At 40.6% G+C, this 20,422-nt stretch carries 17 protein-coding genes; 8 read left to right on the top strand and 9 right to left on the bottom strand.

Translation table 11 applies throughout. The features are described 5' to 3' along the window. Window positions 1-2: 2 nt before the first annotated feature. Complete coding sequence (locus MB380_RS10965; protein ID WP_253535484.1) at window positions 3-2,195, bottom strand: glutamine synthetase III; 2,193 nt, start codon at window positions 2,193-2,195, stop codon at window positions 3-5. A gap of 191 nt (window positions 2,196-2,386) precedes the next feature. On the opposite strand from MB380_RS10965, the gene MB380_RS10960 reads away from it, so the two are divergent. Both MB380_RS10960 and MB380_RS10955 read left to right on the top strand, forming a co-directional pair. Beyond that, window positions 2,387-4,225: an LTA synthase family protein gene (locus tag MB380_RS10960; RefSeq protein ID WP_253535482.1), complete on the top strand. Its 1,839-nt coding sequence runs from the start codon at window positions 2,387-2,389 to the stop codon at window positions 4,223-4,225. Between the two features lie 2 nt (window positions 4,226-4,227). Next, window positions 4,228-4,494: a ferredoxin gene (locus MB380_RS10955; RefSeq protein ID WP_253535480.1), complete on the top strand. Its 267-nt coding sequence runs from the start codon at window positions 4,228-4,230 to the stop codon at window positions 4,492-4,494. 122 nt (window positions 4,495-4,616) lie between these two features. On the opposite strand, the gene metE is transcribed toward MB380_RS10955, so the two are convergent. The 3 genes from metE to MB380_RS10940 all read right to left on the bottom strand — a co-directional run bounded on the left by metE (window position 4,617) and on the right by MB380_RS10940 (window position 8,467). Further along, window positions 4,617-6,932 (bottom strand): 5-methyltetrahydropteroyltriglutamate--homocysteine S-methyltransferase, encoded by a 2,316-nt coding sequence (gene metE, locus MB380_RS10950; RefSeq protein ID WP_253535478.1) that lies wholly within the window; start codon window positions 6,930-6,932, stop codon window positions 4,617-4,619. 528 nt (window positions 6,933-7,460) lie between these two features. Continuing rightward, complete coding sequence (locus MB380_RS10945) at window positions 7,461-7,985, bottom strand: ferritin (RefSeq protein ID WP_253535476.1); 525 nt, start codon at window positions 7,983-7,985, stop codon at window positions 7,461-7,463. A 116-nt stretch (window positions 7,986-8,101) separates the two neighbouring features. Next, entirely contained in the window at window positions 8,102-8,467 is a 366-nt protein-coding gene (locus MB380_RS10940; RefSeq protein WP_253535474.1) for a hypothetical protein, read from the bottom strand. A 561-nt stretch (window positions 8,468-9,028) separates the two neighbouring features. On the opposite strand from MB380_RS10940, the gene MB380_RS10935 reads away from it, so the two are divergent. Then, window positions 9,029-10,045, top strand: a complete 1,017-nt coding sequence (locus tag MB380_RS10935; RefSeq protein WP_253535473.1) for a glutamine synthetase beta-grasp domain-containing protein — start codon at window positions 9,029-9,031, stop codon at window positions 10,043-10,045. A gap of 62 nt (window positions 10,046-10,107) precedes the next feature. Here the strand turns inward: MB380_RS10935 and MB380_RS10930 are convergent, their stop codons facing one another. Next, on the bottom strand, window positions 10,108-10,596 hold the full coding sequence (locus MB380_RS10930) for a GNAT family N-acetyltransferase (RefSeq protein WP_253535471.1): 489 nt from the start codon (window positions 10,594-10,596) through the stop codon (window positions 10,108-10,110). Between the two features lie 106 nt (window positions 10,597-10,702). Here MB380_RS10930 and mtaB point away from each other — a divergent pair, with 106 nt between their 5' ends. From mtaB to MB380_RS10910, 4 genes are all read left to right on the top strand, one after another. Then, window positions 10,703-12,031, top strand: a complete 1,329-nt coding sequence (gene mtaB, locus MB380_RS10925) for a tRNA (N(6)-L-threonylcarbamoyladenosine(37)-C(2))-methylthiotransferase MtaB (RefSeq protein WP_253535469.1) — start codon at window positions 10,703-10,705, stop codon at window positions 12,029-12,031. Between the two features lie 224 nt (window positions 12,032-12,255). Then, window positions 12,256-13,620: a M20/M25/M40 family metallo-hydrolase gene (locus tag MB380_RS10920; protein WP_253535467.1), complete on the top strand. Its 1,365-nt coding sequence runs from the start codon at window positions 12,256-12,258 to the stop codon at window positions 13,618-13,620. 131 nt (window positions 13,621-13,751) lie between these two features. Further along, a complete protein-coding gene (locus MB380_RS10915) occupies window positions 13,752-14,165 on the top strand; it encodes a hypothetical protein (RefSeq protein WP_253535465.1) in 414 nt (137 codons plus the stop codon). A 29-nt stretch (window positions 14,166-14,194) separates the two neighbouring features. Continuing rightward, window positions 14,195-14,602, top strand: coding sequence for a hypothetical protein (locus MB380_RS10910; RefSeq protein WP_253535463.1), 408 nt, complete (start codon window positions 14,195-14,197; stop codon window positions 14,600-14,602). 249 nt (window positions 14,603-14,851) lie between these two features. Here the strand turns inward: MB380_RS10910 and MB380_RS10905 are convergent, their stop codons facing one another. The 3 genes from MB380_RS10905 to MB380_RS10895 form a co-directional block, all read right to left on the bottom strand. Continuing rightward, complete coding sequence (locus MB380_RS10905; protein ID WP_390890881.1) at window positions 14,852-16,186, bottom strand: ammonium transporter; 1,335 nt, start codon at window positions 16,184-16,186, stop codon at window positions 14,852-14,854. Between the two features lie 76 nt (window positions 16,187-16,262). After that, entirely contained in the window at window positions 16,263-17,384 is a 1,122-nt protein-coding gene (locus MB380_RS10900) for a porin (protein WP_253535461.1), read from the bottom strand. A gap of 343 nt (window positions 17,385-17,727) precedes the next feature. Then, the gene (locus MB380_RS10895; RefSeq protein WP_253535460.1) at window positions 17,728-18,078 is read right to left on the bottom strand and encodes a 4Fe-4S dicluster domain-containing protein; all 351 of its coding nucleotides are present in this window, start codon (window positions 18,076-18,078) and stop codon (window positions 17,728-17,730) included. A gap of 117 nt (window positions 18,079-18,195) precedes the next feature. On the opposite strand from MB380_RS10895, the gene MB380_RS10890 reads away from it, so the two are divergent. Continuing rightward, window positions 18,196-19,215: an acyl-CoA reductase gene (locus MB380_RS10890; protein ID WP_253535458.1), complete on the top strand. Its 1,020-nt coding sequence runs from the start codon at window positions 18,196-18,198 to the stop codon at window positions 19,213-19,215. On the opposite strand, the gene MB380_RS10885 is transcribed toward MB380_RS10890, so the two are convergent. Then, complete coding sequence (locus tag MB380_RS10885) at window positions 19,212-20,408, bottom strand: VWA domain-containing protein (protein WP_253535457.1); 1,197 nt, start codon at window positions 20,406-20,408, stop codon at window positions 19,212-19,214. The two genes, MB380_RS10890 and MB380_RS10885, sit on opposite strands and share 4 nt — an antisense overlap. Window positions 20,409-20,422 lie beyond the last annotated feature (14 nt).

The raw sequence follows: 20,422 nt of genomic DNA, 5'->3' as shown, positions 1-20,422 counted from the left end.
TATTATCTGATATACAGCAACTCTCTGTATTTTACCAGTGGCCAGTCTTCATCGTCTATCAGTAATTCCAGTTTATCAACATGATATCTGATTTCTTCAAAGAAATTCTTAATGTCATTTCCATAAAGTTTTGCTCTTTCTTCAATGTCGTCTATGGCATTGGCATGTTTGCGTGCTTCTGTCATCTCTTCTACTTTTTTAGATATTTCAGAAACCCGTAACGATATTTCCTTAATGATATTCAATACTGGCTCGGCCTCTTTGTTGAGATCCATATCGCGCAACGCCTTGGCGGTTTGCACCATCTTGCCCTGATAGTTAACAGCCGTAGAAACTACGTGATTCATTGCCAGATCACCGATAAGGCGAGATTCAATCTGAATTTTCTTGATATAATTCTCCAGTTCTATCTCATAGCGGGCATGAATTTCGCGCTCTGTCAGAACGCCGAGTTTTTCAAATACTGCAATAAACTCAGGTTTCAGATAGGCTTTCAGCGCTTCAGGAGCACTGGCAACGTTAGACAAGCCCCTTCTGGCCGCTTCGTCTTTCCACTCGTCAGAATAACCGTTTCCTTCAAACAATATCTTCTTTGACTCCTTAATATATCCTTTCAGAATCTTTACAATTACTTCTTCTTTTTTACCTTCATGCTCGGTCATTTCCGCATCAAAATCCTGGCGGAATTTTATCAGCTGATTAGCCACAATGGTATTTAGTACCATCATCGGCTGGGCTGAGTTGGCAGAACTACCCACAGCGCGGTATTCGAACTTATTACCGGTAAATGCAAACGGCGAAGTACGGTTTCTGTCGGTATTATCAAGCAAAATAGATGGAATACGATTTAAACCCAGTTTAATATACGCGTTTTCACCTTTCTCAATAGAAACTATTTCTTTGTTTTCAATGTCTTCCAGTACCTTAATCATTTCTGAACCAAGGAAGATAGAAACAATGGCCGGAGGCGCCTCATTAGCACCCAGGCGGTGTTCGTTGCCTGCGGTGGCAATACTGGCTCTCAGCAAATCGGCATTGTCGTGCACAGCTTTTATTACATTTATCAGAAACGTTACAAAACGTAAGCTCTCTTTAGGTTTGGTACTTGGGCCTAAAAGGTTTACGCCGGTATCTGTACCCATCGACCAGTTGTTGTGCTTACCGCTACCATTAATACCAGCAAATGGTTTTTCATGAAACAAAACTTCGAAGTGGTGTTTTTTAGCTACTTTACGCATTACGTCCATCAACAGAATGTTGTGGTCGCAGGCAAGATTTACTTCTTCAAAAGTCGGGGCTACTTCAAACTGAGCCGGGGCTACCTCGTTATGACGTGTTCTAACCGGAATACCCAGTTTCAGACACTCAAATTCAAAGTCAACCATAAAGGCATTAACTCTTGGGGCAATACTGCCAAAGTAGTGGTCTTCCAGCTGCTGGCCTTTTGCCGGGGCATGGCCAAAAACAGTTCTACCGGCCATCATCAGGTCAGGTCTGGCATTGAATAAGGCCTTATCCACGAGAAAATACTCCTGTTCTGCGCCTAATGTAGCTGATACTTTCTCAACATGGCGGTCAAAAATAGTGGCTACTTCAGTAGCTGCTTTGTCGAGCACCGATAGAGACTTTAACAACGGTGATTTGGAATCAAGCAGCTCACCTGTGTACGAAACAAAAATAGAAGGTACACAAAGCGTACCTGTGCCGGCGTCGTTGTAAATAATAAATGCCGGAGAGGTTGGGTCCCAGGCGGTATAACCACGCGCCTCAAAAGTGGCCCTGATACCCCCGCTCGGAAACGAAGAGGCATCTGGTTCTTGCTGCACCAATGAGCTGCCTTTGAATTTCTCCAGGGCTTTGCCATCAAAATTAATGTCAAAAAAAGCATCATGTTTTTCGGCAGAGCCACCCGTTAAAGGTTGAAACCAGTGCGTATAGTGTGTGGCTCCTTTTGAAACGGCCCACGATTTCATGGCAGACGCCACCTCGTCAGCTATCTCACGATCAATTCTTTCACCACTCTTAATGGCAGTTGTTACTTTGGTATATGCCTCCGGCGACAACATGGCGCGCATCACGTCATCATTAAAGATATTTGCGCCATAGTATTCTGTTACTTTGCCAGCAGGTATGTCTACTTTAATAGTTTGGCGGGTTTGGGCTTCATCTACCGCCTTAAATCTTAATCTTGCCATTTTTTATTAGTAGTTTTGTTGAGATGTCCTATATTTGGGGTTAAAAATAGAGAAAGTACATCGATTAAAAAAGCATTTATAACTTTTGCTCAATAAGTGATATTTCTTTATTAAAAACAAGTCTGCAAGCCTCAATTATTGGCTGCGCAAACTTTGACCAAAGCTTGAGCTAATTTTACTAAACCGATTCAATGAAAGAAAGATTACAATTTTTACTGATTTACTATGGGTTTTGGGTTATCTTCTTTCTGGTTGCAAGACTAATTTTTTTGGGTTATCATATTGAAGACACCAAACTGCTTACCTTGCAAACTGTATGGGGGATTTTCTGGAACGGTATAAGAATGGATTTTTCAATGGCAGGTTACCTGTCTGTTATTCCTTTTTTGCTGGTGGCATTCTCTAACTTCATTAAAAAAAGCAGGCTCGAAAACTGGATTTTCAGCTATACTTTTATAATGGTTCTTTTTGCCAATCTCATTATTGTAATTGATCTTCAGGTTTTTAATACCTGGGGATACCACCTGGATGCCACCCCTTTGCGGTATCTGAAAACACCGCGCGAAGCCTGGGCATCGGTTAGTTCTTCTCCGCTGTTGCAGTTGTTTTTCAGCTTTCTGATACTGCTAACCGTTGCGTCATTAATTGTTTACAGAATCATAACGCGTAATATTGACAACTGGAATTACATAGACAATCTGCCTTTTATTCCGGTTGCAATTCTTGTTACCGGCTCGCTGATTATACCCATACGCGGCAGCCTGGGGGTATCGCCCATGAACCAGAGTACCGTTTATTTTTCAACTAATAATTTTGCCAATATTGCTGCGGTTAACCCCACCTGGAACTTCTTCAGCTCGCTGGTTAATGGTTCTATAGATAAGGTAAATCCTTATACCTACCTGCCTAAAGAAGAATTGAGCGACAAAATCAAGGAATTATATGTGAGTTCAAAAAAAGGGCAGAAAATTTTAAAACAGGGTATCAAAAAACCGAATGTACTGATTGTAATCTGGGAGAGTTTTACAAAAAAGGCAACCGGACATCAGATTAATGGTCTTGAAGTTACCCCCCGTTTCAATGCCCTGAAAAAAGAAGGCGTTTATTTTTCGAATATTTATGCCAGCGGCGACAGAACAGACAAAGGCATACCGGCTATTTTGAGTGGGTATCCGGCACAGCCAATTGCTTCTATCATTACAGAACCCAACAAATCGGCCAAGTTGCCGGTTTTAAGTAAAGATTTTGAGCAGAACGCCTACGCAACCGATTTTTATTATGGCGGAGAAATTGAATTTGCCAACATTAAGTCTTATCTCTATTCTTCTGATTTTCAGAAGATTGTGAGCAAGCAGGATTTTGATTCAAAATACTGGAACTCTAAATGGGGTGCACATGACGACATCGTTTTTAACAAGTTTCTGGCCGACCATGCTACAGTGAATCAGCCGTTTTTCTCGACCATATTAACGCTGAGCAGCCATGAACCATTTGAAATTCCGATTGCCAACGCCTTTGAGGGTGATGATGAGCAAACAAAATTCATGAATGCGATGTATTATGCTGATCATTCGCTCGGTGACTTTATTGAAACGGCTAAAAAACAGCCCTGGTGGAATAACACCCTGGTTATTATCATAGCCGACCACGGCCACCGGATACCGCCAACTGGCAAAAAAGTTGATGATTTTAAAATACCGATGCTTTGGCTGGGTGGCGCTTTGGCTAAAACGGGCATTGAGGTTTCGTCGGTGGCATCGCAGATAGACATTTCAGCTACTTTGTTGCATCAGGTGGGTTTGAACGCCTATGCCTATAACTGGAGTAAGAATATTTTTGACCCCAAAGCAAGACCATGGGCGTTTTTCTCGTTTAATAATGGGTTTGGGTTTGTGCAACCAAAGAAAAACCTTATTTTCGACAACATCGGTAAGAAAATGATTGAGTCTGACGGAGACATTACCCCTCATGACCTTGAATTAGGCAAAGCGCTTATTCAGCGTACTTTTCAGGATTACCTAGATAAATAGCCATGAGCAAGATAGAAATTCCTGAGCACACCATATTTGTGTGCGACGGTAGTAAATGCGGTAAATACAGCAAAGAAATAAGGAAGGTTTTTAAAGAGAAAATCAAAGAAAACCATCTGAAAGCAGAAGTATTGCTTGTAAAGATGGACTGCTCTGATAATTGCGATTACGCGCCTGTGGTTAGTTTTCAGCCGGAAAACGCCTGGCATGGAGAAGTAACAGAGAAGAAAGCAGAGAAATTTTTTGGTAAATATATATTGGGTGAATAAAACCCGATAGGCTTCATTTCTCTCCGCATCGGCAGTATGACCCCACATAAGGGAGCGAACGCCGTGCGGAGAGATTTTTGTTTTACTACTTCCCGACAGTTGGGGAAGGTCGGGATGGAGCCTTACGAATTAATCTGCACCACCCTACGCATACGTTTGGCAGCCTCTATCATGTTTTTAAGGGCTTCTTCGGTTTCTTGCCAGCCTCTGGTTTTAAGGCCGCAGTCGGGGTTTACCCATAAGTTGCGGGCAGGTATTACTTCCAGGGCCTTATCGAGCAAGGAAACCATTTCTTCAACAGTCGGAATCCTCGGAGAATGTATGTCATAAACCCCCGGCCCTATTTCGTTCGGATATTTAAAGTCTGCAAAGGCCTTTAGTAATTCCATCTGAGAGCGCGACGTCTCAATGGTTATCACATCTGCATCCATAGCTGCAATAGATGAAATGATGTCGTTAAACTCAGAATAACACATGTGCGTATGAATCTGCGTTTCGTCTTTCACCCCGGCTGCGCTCAACCTGAAAGCATTCACGGCCCATTTCAGGTACTCTTCCCATTTCGATTTTCTGAGTGGCAAACCTTCTCTGATAGCCGGCTCATCTATCTGTATCACCTTAATGCCTGCTTTTTCTAAGTCAACTACCTCATCTCTGATGGCCAGTGCAATCTGGAATGCCGTTTGCGAGCGGGGTTGGTCGTCTCTCACAAATGACCATTGCAATATGGTAACCGGCCCTGTAAGCATGCCTTTCATTAAACGCCTGGTTTTTGACTGCGCAAAGGCCGACCAGCGGACTGTCATGGCTTGTGGGCGTTCTATGTCGCCGTAGATGACGGGTGGTTTTACACAGCGGCTACCATAGCTTTGTACCCATCCGTTTTGTGTAAATACGTAGCCCGACAGTTGCTCGCCGAAATATTCAACCATGTCGTTTCTTTCAAACTCTCCATGTACCAGCACATCAATGCCCAGGTCTTCCTGCCAGCTGATTGCTTTTCCAATCTCTTCTTCAATAAGTTTTTCGTAGGTTTCGGGCGATATTTCTCCTTTTTTCAGGCTTACACGTAATTTTCGTATTTCTAAGGTCTGTGGGAATGACCCAATGGTGGTTGTAGGGAAAACCGGCAGGTTCAGAGCCTTCCATTGCAGCTTTTGTCTGCTCTCAAAATTGCTTTTACGGTTAAAATCATGCGCATTCAATTTTCCTAATCGTTCTTTTACGAATGTTTTGTGAATTTTTGCAGACTCCCTGCGTTGTCTGATTGCCTGCTGGTTTTCTGTCAGTGTGTCCAAATACGTATGGGTTGTTTCTGGCCCAGCCAGTTTGGCTAGGGTACCCACCTCCCAGAGCTTTTGTGTCGCAAAGGCAAGCCAGTTTTTGATTTCAGCCGGGAGCGACTCCTCATCTTTTTCAAATGCAAGGTCGCAAGGCACATGCAATAATGAGCATGAAGGGGCTACAGCCACTCTGTTTGCACCAAGTGTTTGCAAAGCCGTTTTTATAAGCGCTAAGGAAGCAGTAAAATTGTTTTTCCAGATATTCCGGCCATCCACTATTCCTAATGAAAGAATTTTTTCTGAGGCCCTGAATCCTTCATTGCTTAAAATGGCTTCTAGCTGCTGTGGCGCTCTGGCCAAATCAATATGCAGGGCATCAACAGGTAAAGAAAGCGTCAGCATCAAATTATTCCCCAGGTCTTCAAAATAAGTGGCAAGTAATAATTTTTGTTCAGGCATGGCCTTCCTGATTACCTGATATGCCTTTGCAAAAGCTCTCTTTTCTTCTTCGCTCAGGTCCATTACCAGATAAGGTTCATCTATTTGCATCCATTCTGCACCATTAGAAGATAGTTCCTTTAATATTTCAAGATAAACCGGCAAAAGTGTTTCCAGCAGGTCTATTTTATTAAAACCCGCTTGCTTTTCTTTACCTAGTAACAAATAAGACACCGGCCCAATCAATACCGGCTTTGTTAAAAATCCCTGCTCTCTGGCTTCTTCAAACTCTTCTATGGCTTTCTTCGAGAAATTGCTGAACTGCTGATTTTTTACAAATTCTGGCACAATGTAATGGTAGTTAGTGTCAAACCACTTGGTCATTTCCATAGCGCTAATATCCATACCGTCTTTTTGTACACCCCTTGCCATAGCAAAATAGAGCTCCAGTTCATGCGCCTGCAAAGAATGGTATCGCGTAGGTATGGCCCCCAACATGAGCGACATATCCAGCACCTGGTCGTACAATGAAAAATCGTTAGACGGTACAAGCTCAATACCTGCTTCAGTTTGAATCAGCCAGTTTTTAAGCCTGATTTGTCGTCCGGTGTCCAACAATTCTTCTTTTGTGATTTTACCTGCCCAGAATGCCTCGCAGGCTTTTTTTAATTCGCGTTTGTTACCGATGCGCGGGTAACCCAGATTGTGTGTAAACATTTGATTGATTTGTTAAAGGTTATCATTACCCCGAACCCACCAATTCCCGTTTCAAGGCCGGGATTTTACAGAAAAAACAAAGCAATGCCAGCCCAACCAATTATTAATGGCCGGAACATCCTTTTTTTGATTCTATAAAAACAATGCTTGACTAAAACCTTAATCGTGAAGGCATAGCCATTTAGGTTAACGGCAAGTATCTGACTTTTAAACTATTCTCTAAAGAACATTTAATTACAGTAGCACGTCTGTTCGTGATTCGCACACGATTCCTTCTTGGTTTTATTAAAGCAAGCCTCAATAAAAACCGTTAACCCGATTGAAAGGTATTGCGAAGACACTGCAAAAGTAAAATAAAACATCTGTTTTCAAAACAAAACTAAGATAATATGTCTATTATTAATTATAATATTAGATACAAACGCTATAATAATTTAAATTTTCAGATAAAAAATTTTATTGCTGTACGCATAAAAACTAAAAAAAGCACAGGCAATACCTGTGCTTCGTCTTACAGAAAACAAAATTTTATTCTTCTGTTCCTATTTTTCCTATTTCTTTATCAACTACAAACAATCCGGTGCCGTCAGTACCAATCACATCAAACAGTTCAAGGGCACGGCGGGCGTTGGCTTCTTCTTCAATTTGTTCTTTTACAAACCATTGTAAGAAATTCTCAGTGGCGTAATCTTCGGCATTACGGCATTTGGTAACCAGTTTATTGATCGTATGCGTTACGTTAATCTCGCTTTGTAAGGCAGCTTCAAACACACTCTGGAAAGTCCCCCACTCTAATTGTGGCGTTTCAACGGCAGGGCTGATGGCTGTTCCGCCTACAGATGCTACGTAATGGAAAATTTTCAGCATGTGCTCGCGCTCTTCGTTCGACTGACGATACAGGTATTCGGCGCTTTTTAAGTAGCCATTGCGCTCACACCATGAGCCCATCGACAAATATTTGGCAGAAGCCTCAGCTTCCATTTTTATCTGCGCATTTAATGCGGTTTCAATTTCTTCTTTAAGAGACGTACGAAGTCTAACCAGGTCTTTCATAGTATAAATAATATTGTTTGTTCAAAAGTATGACAATATTACAATCAGAAAACCGTATTTGTTCAAATGAAAGCCCGAAAAGGTAAAATTTAGATATAATCTAAATATAGAGAAGATTAAACAACTTCATAATCACCCAGCAATTCAATCAGAAATGAATTAACATATAAGGCAAACTTGGCACCAGACAATAACTCTCTCAGGTGGATAAGGTCACAAAGATGTAGGGTAAATGTATGATTAGTATTAGGTGCCTCGATAATGTCGAAGTCGGCCTCGTCAGATAAATCGTATAGTTTATCTATAATATTAATACCGTCAACCAGCCGTTTAAAATTTATAAAATTATGAATTTTAAATGCTGTGGTCATTCCTCCAAACTCAACAAAAATCCTGTTAGTCAGGTCACATTGCCAAACAATCCCTTTATTTGTTTTATGCAGCTCCGCTTTCATTCTTTCCGGCACGTTCAGTTTTTCCATTTCTTCAAAACTCTGATTGACTGTAAAAATATTACACTACAAAATTAGGTGCTGTTTAGAATAAATCCAAATAAAATTAAAACTATTTGGAACTGGTCTAAATAATTATTTTCTGTTTGTGCATACCTCTCAAAGTATTCTATTTTTTACCGCCAAAACCTTATAAAGTTGCGTTTCACCTGTGAGTATTTATACTTATTGCAGCCAAAGTATCTTCACTAGTGTTTCTTAGAAAAATGAAATCCGATAAAAATGCAATTTTGAAAAATATTAGTGCAATTTGAGGCCAATATTTATATTTTTTTTGTTATTTCGTCAAAAATAGGTTTCAAAAATGATTGATGTATCATTAAAATTAGTAGATTTACAACATAATCACACTCAAAGAATTATTATAAACCAAGGCAATCTTAATATTTCTATAATTAATTGCATTTTTTAAAGAAAATAAAATTTTTCACTAAAATAATTGCTGTTTAAAGAATCTTATATTGTTTTTTGCATTTATATTTGTAACATATTCTTTGATCAATAACCGATACATCTTAAAAAATTACAACAATGTCAGTAGCTAAATTAGAGTACATCTGGCTTGACGGTTACAAACCAACTCAAAGCCTTCGCAGCAAAACCAAAATAGAAAAGAATTTCAGTGGCAAATTGGAAGATTGTGATATGTGGTCTTTCGATGGCTCTTCTACTGAACAAGCTCCTGGTGGTTCGTCTGACTGTTTATTGAAACCCGTTTTCATTTGTCCTGACCCTGCTCGTCTGGGAACTGGTTATTTAGTAATGTGCGAAGTATTGAACGCCGATGGTACTCCTCATGAGTCAAACGGTCGTGCTACTATTGAAGATGACGATAACGATTTCTGGTTCGGTTTTGAGCAAGAGTATTTCTTGTGGAATCCGGAAACCAACAAACCCTTAGGCTTCCCTGTAAACGGCTACCCTGCTCCGCAAGGCCAGTATTATTGCTCGGTTGGCGCTAACAACGCTTTCGGTCGTGAAATCATTGAAGAACACTTGGAAATTTGTCTGCAAGCTGGTTTGAATGTTGAAGGTATCAACGCTGAGGTAGCTGCCGGACAATGGGAGTTCCAGGTATTTGCAAAAGGTGCAAAACAAGCAGGTGACGAAACCTGGATTGCACGTTATTTTCTAGAAAGATTAGGTGAAAAATATAATGTTGCTATTAACTGGCATTGTAAGCCACTAGGCGCAACAGACTGGAATGGTTCTGGTATGCACGCAAACTTCTCAAATACTATCTTGAGAACTGCAGGCAAAAAAGAAACTTATGATATTATTTGTCAGGCGTTCGCTCCATTTGTGAAAGAACACATTGCTGTTTACGGTGCCGATAACCACCTTCGTTTAACTGGTAAGCACGAAACACAATCAATTGACAAATTCTCTTACGGTGTGTCTGACCGCGGTGCGTCTATCCGTATCCCGATTGCAGCGGTTCAGAAAGGTTGGAAAGGCTGGTTGGAAGACCGTCGTCCAAACTCAGCGGCAGATCCATACAAAGTGGCTGCGCGTATTATCAAAACCGTTAAGACTGCAGAAGTATAAGACTTTTTCGAATAATATTTTGTTTACAAAGCCCCATTATATTTTGATGGGGTTTTTGTTTTTTAATAGGCAATGGTTTTTGAAAACAACCACACATTTCCACCCTGCCGCTCTTTAACTTCGCTTTCTAAAGTTAATCCCACTTTTTCCAATATCCTCACCGATGCCCTGTTCCGGCTGTCTACAAAACCAATTATTTTTTCAGGTTTCAGGGTTTCCAGGGCATAATCCATTAATGCATGCGCCATTTCAGAGGCTAATCCCTTGCCCCAGTAATCTTCAAAAAGACTGTAGCCAATTTCAACCACACCCGGCGATTCGACCGCCAGCTTGGCTAGACCGATTGTCTGGCCACTGGCAACATCCAGTACAAAATAGTTACCGGCAATGGGCTCATCTGTAAATTTCAGGTATCTTTCAATGGCTTCCTCTTTGGTTAAAGCGTGGCCGGTTATGTATTTCATTACCGGGTAAGTAAACTGTGCATCTGTAAATAAGTCAACGCACGATTCGTTAATTTTCAGAAAGTTGAGTCTTGAACTTTTTAGCATAAAAAAGCATTGATTTTTTGGGTCGGTAGTATTGATACCATTGGTTTTCAATGATATAGAGACAAATCTATTAATTTTAATTAAATTTGCACAGAAATTTGAATATATGAAGAAAGTAGCGTTTTATACGTTAGGTTGTAAACTTAATTATTCTGAAACCTCAACCATCGGGCGGATGTTTGAAGACCGGGGGTATCAGAAAGTTGAGTTTAACCAACAACCTGATATTTTTATAATTAATACCTGCTCGGTTACCGAAAACGCAGACAAGAAGTGTAAAAAGATAGTTAAGGAAGCCAATAAAATAAACCCGGATGGCTACGTAGCTATTATAGGTTGCTATGCCCAGCTTAAACCAAAGGAAATTTCTGAAATTGAGGGCGTAGATGCGGTGCTGGGCGCTGCTGAAAAATTCAGGCTTATTGATATCATCGGCGATTTTGTAAAAGAGCCTAAACAGGCAAGCGCAAAAGTATATAATTCAAATATTGAAGAAGCCATTGATTACCATACTTCTTATTCATTAAATGACCGTACCCGTACTTTTCTGAAAGTTCAGGATGGCTGCGATTATCCTTGCGCTTATTGCACTATTCCACTGGCCAGAGGCAAAAGCCGCTCAGATACTATTCAGAATGTATTGAAAGCGGCCTGTGAAATTGCCAATAGTGGTGTAAAAGAAATTGTGCTTACGGGTGTAAACATCGGTGATTTCGGCCTGCAGCATGATGAAAGAAAAGAAACTTTTCTGGAACTGATCAAAGCACTGGACGAAGTAGAAGGTATTGAAAGATTCAGGATTTCCAGCATCGAGCCAAATTTGCTTACTGATGAAATCATTGAGTTTGTGGCGCAATCAAAACGTTTTGTGCCGCATTTTCATATTCCTTTGCAGTCTGGCTCCAACAAAGTATTAGGGTTGATGCGCCGCCGGTACAAAAGAGAATTATATGCCGACAGGGTAACGAAAATTAAAGAGTTGATGCCTGATTGTTGTATTGGAGTTGATGTAATTGTAGGCCACCCGGGCGAAACTGACGAGGAGTTTCTGACTACCTACCAGTTCTTAAACGATTTAGATATTAGTTACCTGCACGTTTTTACTTACTCAGAGCGCCCCAATACAACCGCCTTGAGTATTAAACCCGTTGTACCTGCCAGCAAAAGAGCTGAACGCTCCAAAATGCTTCATATCCTTTCTGAGAAGAAAAGACGCTTTTTCTACGAGCAGCAATTAAGCAAGTCTTTTACGGTATTGTTTGAAGAAGATATTGAAAACGGCTTGATGCAGGGCTTTACTGAAAACTATGTACGTGTAGTTGCCAAATATGACCCATTGCTAATCAACGAGACCAAAAAAGTTAATCTGGTTGCAATAAACGAAGAAATGCTGGTTGAAGTAGAAGAAACATACGAGGAGCTGGTTCATGCTTAAATCTATTTATTAGTTATATTTAAGGATGTTTCTTAACCGAAGCATCCTTTTTTGTTTAATTCGTAACTATACCGCCGACTTTAGTCGGTATAATGAATGATAGCCTTCTACAATCCATAATTCTCTACAAACTGTCTGTTTGTGTCTAAATCTTTTTGCGTGGTTGTTTTCATCTGCCAATTGTTTAGTATTTTTGTTTAGAGACATCTAATCAAAACATATCTATGAAAAAAGTACTCCTGGCAATCAACTTCATCATTATCTCTTCTCAACTGTCAGCTCAGAAAATCATTAACCGCGACCCACAAATTGAGGCAATCGTCAATCAGGTTTCAAGCGATAGCCTGAAAGCATATATCGACAAACTGGTAAGTTTTGGCACCAGAAGCACGCTATCAACCACTACCGACAACAAACAGGGTATTGGGGCCGCCCGTAGGTGGGTTCTGAGTAAGTTTCAGGAATTTGCCAGGCAATCAGATGGCCGTATGACCGCTTATATTGATACCTGGACGCTCCAGCCCGATGGTAAACGTGTTGATAAAACCATTGAAATTGGCAATGTAATGGCCACATTAAAAGGCACCGACCCCACCGACAACCGGATTTTTATTGTAAGCGGCCATATAGACAGCCGTGTTACAGATGTAATGAACCGCGAAGCTGACGCACCCGGCGCTAATGATGACGGCAGTGGAACCGTTGCCGTTATTGAACTGGCCCGGGTAATGGCAAAGTCTAAGTTTCCGGCAACTATTGTTTTTGTAACCGTGAGCGGCGAAGAACAAGGGCTTTTGGGCGCTAATCATCTGGCTGAAAAAGCTGTTGCCGAAAGCTGGAATATTGAAGGCGTGCTCAATAACGACATCATGGGTTCAAACCACAGCAATGAAACCAATATAATAGACAACACCCGTCTGCGGGTTTTCAGCGAGGGTTTACCGGCCTTTGAGATGGATAAAAAGGTGGGGGCAATCAGACAGTATGGGGTAGAGAATGACGGTAAAGCCCGCCAGCTGGCGCGTTATGTAAAAGAAGTAGGTGAACGATACGTTGATAACCTGGAAGTGGTAATGATATACAGAAACGATCGTTTCTTACGCGGTGGTGACCATACCCCGTTTGTGAACAGAGGCTTTGCTGCTGTGCGTCTTTCTGAAATGAACGAGAATTTTTTGCGGCAGCATCAGGATTTACGTGTTGAAAAAGGCATTGAAATTGGCGATCATGCCCGATACATGGATTTTGAATACCTTCGTAAAAACACAGCCATTAATGCTGCAACTCTGGCCAATCTGGCAAAGTCACCATCGATGCCGGAAGATGTAATTCTTGATGTGCGAGGCTTGGGTAATTCAACCAGTTTGCGCTGGAAAGCTTCAAAAACCGGTAAGGTAAAAGGATACTACGTTTTAATGCGCGAAACCGCCATGCCCTACTGGCAGAAAAAATTCTTTACTACAGATGTAAAAATTACGCTGCCTTACTCTAAAGATAACTACTTTTTTGCAGTGCAGGCCGTTAGCGAAGACGGTAATGAGAGTTTACCGGTGCTGCCAAGAGTTGGTTTAAGAAATGCCGGTGAATAGCATTTACAAAACAAGGCAACCTCAATCAACCGGGTGCCTTGTTTTAATGTAAAACGCTGGCTATAAAAATTTTACTTCTATTCCAACGTTTTTTGCCGCTAAAGCATCATTCAGGTAAATAACCTAATTAAATGAAAACATTTATAAAAATTTTCGTATTCGCCTTTGCTTTTGCGGCTTGTCAAAAAGATGCTGTTGTGCCTGAAAAACTGGTTGGTAAATGGAATCATACCTACCAGATCCAGACCAAAACTACCGATGGCTCCTGGAGCCAATGGCAGTATATTTCTACCCTTGCTGCTATTGCTCCAATAGAGTTCACTGCTAACGGCCGTTTCCTGCGCGACGGCAAAGACGGCGCAGAATGCTGCTCTGCCGGAAATAAATTTACTGTAGTAAACGAAAAGATAATTTTTTCAGACCTGAAAAGCTGCCCTTACGCAAGCTGTATGCCTTGCTCAGAATGGGGAATTCCGCGCCTGGATACCGATACACTGGTTGTTGAAAGCTGCGGCACCCGTGCCAAGTACTCAAGTGCAAAATAATTTAGCCCCTTTCCCTAATTTTACTTAATATGAAAAAACTGGTTGTTGCTCTGGGCTTTACCATTGGCTTATTATCTTGTGAGTCAGACATTTCACCTAAGAAGTTAATCGGCGAATGGTCGCCCACTTATGAAATGCAACAAAAAGAAAATGGTAAATGGGGTAAATGGGTAACCATTAATACTTTAATGGCTATACCCAACATAGAATTTAAAACCAGTGGTGCGTTTTTACGTGATGGTAAACCCGGAGCAGAATGTTGTAGCGCAGGTAACAAATACGTTGTTAAAGACAACACCATTTTCTTCTCTGACCTTAAAAATTGTCCGAATATGAGTTGTGTAACCGGCCCACAATGGACAATTTATCAATTGGATTCAAAAGTACTGGTTATTGGAAGTGCAGAGAGCAGAAGCAAATACACAAGGGTAAAATAAAAAAAGGAACTATTCTTTTATAAAGGAATCTCAACTTGCAGATAGATATGATGTTGAGGTTCCTTTTCTTATGTCATTCCTCTACCAACCGGCAATTAGATTAACAACGAAAACCTATATAAAAGAAAATGCCCACTAATGTAGCGGGCATTTTAACTTATGGAGTACAACAAAACCACAATAAAAGTACGGTTTAACCCGCAATTGTGATTTTGTTACATATTGGGTATATCTTCTGCGTTTAATTGCTTACGCACCAGCAGCCTCAAGAAGAGACTCATCGTGTTGGCTGATGTCAAGACCTTCTTTTTCGTCAGACTCGCTCACACGTAGTGGAAGAATTAAATCAGTAATTTTCAAAAGAACAAAAGACATGGCAAATGCAAACACCGAAACTACTACCAGCGCAATCATGTGATTAACAAATAGTTTTGATGTACCAAAGAACAATCCTTCGTCAACTACGGCGCTGTTAACACCTTTGCTGGCAAAAATACCTGTCATAACCATACCAACCATACCACCAACACCATGGCAAGGGAATACGTCAAGCGTATCGTCCAGAGCCGTTTTGGTTTTAAGGTGCGCCAGGTAGTTAGAGATAATAGATGCAATAGCTCCGATAAAGATTGAGTGAGGAATGGTAACAAAACCAGCCGCCGGAGTAATGGCAACTAAACCAACAACAACACCAATACTAAAACCAAGTGCCGATACTTTTTTACCACGTGCGGCATCAAACAACACCCAAGCCAAACCTGCAGCAGCAGCGGCAGTATTAGTTGTTGCAAAAGCTGAAGCAGCCAATGTACCTGCACTTAGCGCTGAACCCGCATTGAAACCAAACCAACCGAACCAAAGTAAACCAGTACCTAACAATACATAAGGAATATTGGCAGGAGGTAAGAAACTGCTTTCAACGTGTGCACGACGACGTTTCAGGTAGATAGCGCCAGCCAATGCAGCCCAACCGGCCGACATGTGTACAACGGTACCACCGGCGAAGTCAAGCACACCCAGTTTGAAAAGGAAACCTTCAGGATGCCATGTCCAGTGCGCCAAAGGAGCATAGATAAACAAACTGAAAAGAATCATGAACAATACGTATGATTTGAAATTGATACGTTCTGCTAATGAACCCGTAACAAGGGCCGGTGTGATAACGGCAAATTTCAATTGGAAAAACGCAAAAACAACTAAAGGAATGGTTGGGGCAAGCGACCACGGTTTGCTTTCAAGCACACCTTTAAACATAAAGAAAGTGGTAGGGTCGCCAACAAAGCCACCAATTGAATCGCCAAATGCAAGGCTAAAGCCAATTGTAACCCAAAGAATAGAAATAACACCCATCGCAATGAAGCTCTGAAGCATGGTAGAGATAACGTTTTTAGTGTTTACCATACCACCGTAAAAATATGCAAGACCTGGTGTCATGATAAGTACTAAGGCAGTACTTACAAGCATCCATGCTACGTCGGCGCCAACAATACCCTCTGTAACGATAGTAGAAGGCACAGCAGGCATAAATACCCCGGCAATTGCTATGGCAAGCAAAATAATGAGAGGGAGAGGATTTTTACGCATAATGTGTTTGGGTTTAAGTGTTGTACAAAAAGTAAAGGTTTATGTTTAGTTTAGGTTATTGAAAAAGTGTAATTGATTAAAACTTAAAGATTAGCGCACCACCAAAAGTAGACTGTGAGTCTTTAGTGAAGTTGCCATCTTTGTCCTGGAATTGCTGACCATCAGCCAATGAAGACTTGGCGTAGCTGTCAAGACGGAACTCAGGTTTGAACAACAGATTTTCAGAGATGGTAACGTTTCCTGTTAATGTAAATGAATTAACCGAAGTACCACCGCCTAGTCTTTTTGAGTTTTGCAAACCACGGATAGCGCTCAGGTTGTCAAAGTATTCGTAACGACCACCCAAAGCAAATTTATCGGTAATTGCATATTGCGCATAGAAAGCTGCACCACCCCAGGTCTTTTTGTTCTGGCTACCTGTAGCGGCATTTAAGCCTAACAATAATTTTTCAGTGATTTGATATGAAGTAGTAACATCAAATAATGAATAGTAAGACTTTTCGGTAATTCCTTCATCAGAGCCAATCCAGTTAAGATACAAATTCCAGCCTTCAGCAGGTGAAATGTAGAATTGACCAATGATACCCAATTTGTCGTTGTTATCATCTTTAGAGTCAACACCATTTACTAAACCTACCATTAATGATGATTTTTCAGAAGTAGCAAAGGTTGCTTTTAAACCTGTGTGGTAAAATGGACCGTTACCAAAAAGGTTTGAAAGTGAATAGTTAAAGTTAACCGGGGCATCAATAACTTCATAGCCAATGTGTGTACCAAACTGGCCAGCCGTTAAAGAGAATTTGTCTGTGGCTTTCCAGGTAATGTAAGCTTGTTTGATAGCAAGCGCTGTACTGGTTGCGCCAGAAACCGGGCTGATAATGTTGGCGTAGTTGCCAAGGTCAGCATGGTTACCAAATACAAGGTCAATCACTGCGTCTACTTTTTCAGTAGAGTAGGACATTTTTGTTTGAGCAAGACCAACCTGAAACTGACCGGCTTTTTGGTCGAAAACACGTTCGTAGCCAGAGGTACCTAAATTTGATCTTGATTTTGGATTATTAAAATTGGCGAAGAAATAAGTATCAACGTAACCTGAGAATGTTAGTGGGTTTGTTTTTTCTGTGGTTGTTGTACTTTCTTGTGCTTGGGTCGCCGCTACTGTAAGCAACGATAATACTGTAAAAACTAATTTTTTCATAATAATCTTTGGTTTAAGTGGCGATTGTTTGAAACTGAATTTCAATGCAAATGTTTGGCAAAAATCTTTTATATCCAAATATTATGTTTAAAAAAAATTAAAAAATTACAACTAAATTGTTTTTTACTGATTTCTGTGTGTAAAAAAATATAAAATATAAAAAAAGTACAAGAAATAAACAAAACAAATTTTCTATTGAATTTTATCTAATATTCAGTAGATTGTTTTGGAGTGCAATTATTTCTTAAATATGTACAATTGTAAGAATTAGACACAAAAAAAGCCTGACGGTAATACCCGTCAGGCCTTCATAAGAGCGCCAGTTAAGCACCTATTTTATTTTTCAGGCTTCAGCATGAAGCCACGCTTTCTTCGCTTCTAGTGTTTCGGCGTCTTCCTCATTATCAGGGTCTGGCACGCAACAGTCAACCGGGCAAACGGCTGCACATTGCGGTTCTTCATGAAAACCATGACATTCAGTACATTTATCAGACACTATATAATAAAACTCATCGGAAACGGGCGACATTGGATCTTTGCCTCCGATAATCGTTCCATCACCTAACTCTACCTCTGTCAATTTTGTTCCTCCACCCCATGTCCATTCCACTCCTCCTTCATAGATTGCCGTATTAGGGCATTCAGGTTCGCATGCACCACAATTGATACACTCGTCTGTAATCATAATTGCCATACTCTCTCTATATTTTTAGTAGTTATTTCAAATAATCAACAAATATACACCTTCAAAGTTTCAAATTAGTCGTATTTTTGTATGATTTTAAATAACAGGGTACTTTTTCTAAAAATAATGCAATCAAAAGATTTTATTGTTACATTTTCTCAATTAGGAGACTTCCTGCTCGATGAAAAGAATGCAGATGTGTTAAAGCAGTGGTCGGTGGCGGCGCGCAACGAAAATGCCTGGTTTACAGAAGATAATGTATTGTTATCGATCCAAAATATAGCTCGTTATTATCTTAATAAATCTGAACTTGAAGATTTTGTTACAGCCAACGATTTAGCCTTTACCAACCCACCCAAAAACGTAGGTATAGTAATGGCTGGCAACATACCTTTAGTGGGGTTTCATGATTTGCTGTGTGTAGTGTTGAGTGGTAATATTGCACTGATTAAACTCAGCTCCAGCGATTCGGTTCTGATGCGTATGCTTATTGCCAGATTGATTGCTATTAAACCTGCCATAGAGCCATATCTACAAATAGCCGATAAACTGAATACCGCTGATGCCGTAATTGCAACCGGAAGTGACAACACAGCAAAACACTTTGAATATTATTTTTCTAAGATTCCGCACATAATTCGTAAAAACCGGACTTCGGTGGCTGTACTGACCGGCGATGAAGCAAGAACAGAGCTGGCGAATCTGGGTAATGATATTTTTCAGTATTTCGGATTGGGGTGTAGAAATGTTTCAAAATTATATGTACCGGCAGGCTATACATTTGATAAGTTCTATGAGTCAATAGAATACTGGAGCACTATCAGTATTCATCATAAATACAATAATAACTACGACTACAACAAGTCTGTATTACTTGTAAACAGAATTGCGCATTTCGACAACGGTTTTTTACTGCTCCGCGAAGAGCCATCACTTGTTTCGCCAATATCTGTCTGCTATTTTGAATATTATGAAAACGATGCGCATCTGAAACAATTACTGGCTGAGCAGCAGGACAAAATACAATGTATTGTATCGGGCCAAAGACGCATTGAAAACAGTTTTGATTTTGGAGAGGCACAATGCCCTAAACTGAACGATTTTGCAGATGGTGTAAATACTTTATCGTTTCTGAAAGGAATTTAACTGAATTTCAGCTTATTGTTTTTCAGGCATTTCATCGCTTTTTCGATACCGTTTATGGTAAGCGGAAACATTCGGTCATCAGACCAGTCTCTTATCAGTTTAATGCTGTGCGTATATTGCCAGTAGCCGTCGTTAATCGGGTTTAGCCATACCAGATTAGGGAATTTCTCTTTGAATCTTGACAACCAGGTTAAACCCGATTCTTCGTTATAATGTTCAACACTACCGCGTGGCTCTGACAACTCCCACGGAGACATGGAGGCATCGCCCACAAAAATAACTTTATAGTCTTTGTTATATTTATTTAGTATATCCCAGGTAGCTATTTTGTCTTCGTATCTACGGCCATTATCTTTCCACATGGTTTCATAAATGCAATTATGAAAATAAAAGTACTCCAGATGCTTGAACTGGTACTTAGCCGATGAAAACAAAGTTGAACATTCTTCAATAAAATCATCCATTGACCCACCTACATCCAACAACAGCAATACTTTTACCCTGTTTTGCCTGGAAGCCTGCATTTTAATATCAAGCAATCCGGCGTTCTGCGATGTCCGTTCAATTGTTTCTTCAATATTCAGCTCATCTTCTACCCCTTCTCTGGTTAAAATCCTGAGCCTTCTTAAGGCCATTTTGGTATTTCGGGTGTTCAGTTCAAGGTCGTTATCATAGTTCTTAAAATCGCGCTTGTCCCAAACCTTTACTGCTGTTTTGCCACCGCCTTTCCCTCCTACTCGTATTCCGGCCGGATTATACCCCGAGTTACCAAAAGGCGACGTGCCGCCGGTACCTACCCATTTGCTTCCGCCTTCATGCCTTTCCTTTTGCTCATTTAACAGGTCTCTTAGTCGTTCCAGCAATTGTTCAAGCCCACCCATTGCCTCAATACCCTGTTTATCCGCTTCGCTCAGCTCTTTTAACAAATGCGTCTTCAACCAGTCTTCATTCATATTGGCCAGCAGACTTTCAACTGGCACACTTTCCAGGTCTCCGAAAAACTCACCAAATAGTTTATCGTACAAATCAAGGTTTTGCTCGTGCTTTACAAAAATGGCCCGGCTTAAAAAATAAAAATCTTCTACATTGTAGGCAATCACCTCTTTGTTGAGCGCTTCTAACAGGGTCAGATGCTCTCTCAACGAAACAGGCAGATGATTGGCCTTTAAATGATAGAAGAAATCTAAAAGCAAAGCCTTGATAGTTT

It is taken from the genome of Emticicia sp. 21SJ11W-3, assembly GCF_024138715.1.
In the GTDB taxonomy this organism is placed as follows: domain Bacteria; phylum Bacteroidota; class Bacteroidia; order Cytophagales; family Spirosomataceae; genus Emticicia; species Emticicia fluvialis.
This window is presented reverse-complemented; position numbering and strand designations above follow the sequence as displayed.

What these genes read in the sequence shown, in the direction of transcription:
- MB380_RS10940 (WP_253535474.1), bottom strand. Translation starts at nt 8,467, where the DNA reads ATGGAAAAACTGAACGTGCCGGAAAGAATGAAAGCGGAGCTGCATAAA.
- MB380_RS10930 (WP_253535471.1), bottom strand. Translation starts at nt 10,596, where the DNA reads ATGCTAAAAAGTTCAAGACTCAACTTTCTGAAAATTAACGAATCGTGC.
- MB380_RS10935 (WP_253535473.1), top strand. Translation starts at nt 9,029, where the DNA reads ATGTCAGTAGCTAAATTAGAGTACATCTGGCTTGACGGTTACAAACCA.
- MB380_RS10890 (WP_253535458.1), top strand. Translation starts at nt 18,196, where the DNA reads ATGCAATCAAAAGATTTTATTGTTACATTTTCTCAATTAGGAGACTTC.
- MB380_RS10920 (WP_253535467.1), top strand. Translation starts at nt 12,256, where the DNA reads ATGAAAAAAGTACTCCTGGCAATCAACTTCATCATTATCTCTTCTCAA.
- mtaB (WP_253535469.1), top strand. Translation starts at nt 10,703, where the DNA reads ATGAAGAAAGTAGCGTTTTATACGTTAGGTTGTAAACTTAATTATTCT.
- MB380_RS10955 (WP_253535480.1), top strand. Translation starts at nt 4,228, where the DNA reads ATGAGCAAGATAGAAATTCCTGAGCACACCATATTTGTGTGCGACGGT.
- MB380_RS10915 (WP_253535465.1), top strand. Translation starts at nt 13,752, where the DNA reads ATGAAAACATTTATAAAAATTTTCGTATTCGCCTTTGCTTTTGCGGCT.
- MB380_RS10910 (WP_253535463.1), top strand. Translation starts at nt 14,195, where the DNA reads ATGAAAAAACTGGTTGTTGCTCTGGGCTTTACCATTGGCTTATTATCT.
- MB380_RS10965 (WP_253535484.1), bottom strand. Translation starts at nt 2,195, where the DNA reads ATGGCAAGATTAAGATTTAAGGCGGTAGATGAAGCCCAAACCCGCCAA.
- MB380_RS10905 (WP_390890881.1), bottom strand. Translation starts at nt 16,186, where the DNA reads ATGCGTAAAAATCCTCTCCCTCTCATTATTTTGCTTGCCATAGCAATT.
- MB380_RS10945 (WP_253535476.1), bottom strand. Translation starts at nt 7,985, where the DNA reads ATGAAAGACCTGGTTAGACTTCGTACGTCTCTTAAAGAAGAAATTGAA.
- metE (WP_253535478.1), bottom strand. Translation starts at nt 6,932, where the DNA reads ATGTTTACACACAATCTGGGTTACCCGCGCATCGGTAACAAACGCGAA.
- MB380_RS10960 (WP_253535482.1), top strand. Translation starts at nt 2,387, where the DNA reads ATGAAAGAAAGATTACAATTTTTACTGATTTACTATGGGTTTTGGGTT.
- MB380_RS10900 (WP_253535461.1), bottom strand. Translation starts at nt 17,384, where the DNA reads ATGAAAAAATTAGTTTTTACAGTATTATCGTTGCTTACAGTAGCGGCG.
- MB380_RS10895 (WP_253535460.1), bottom strand. Translation starts at nt 18,078, where the DNA reads ATGGCAATTATGATTACAGACGAGTGTATCAATTGTGGTGCATGCGAA.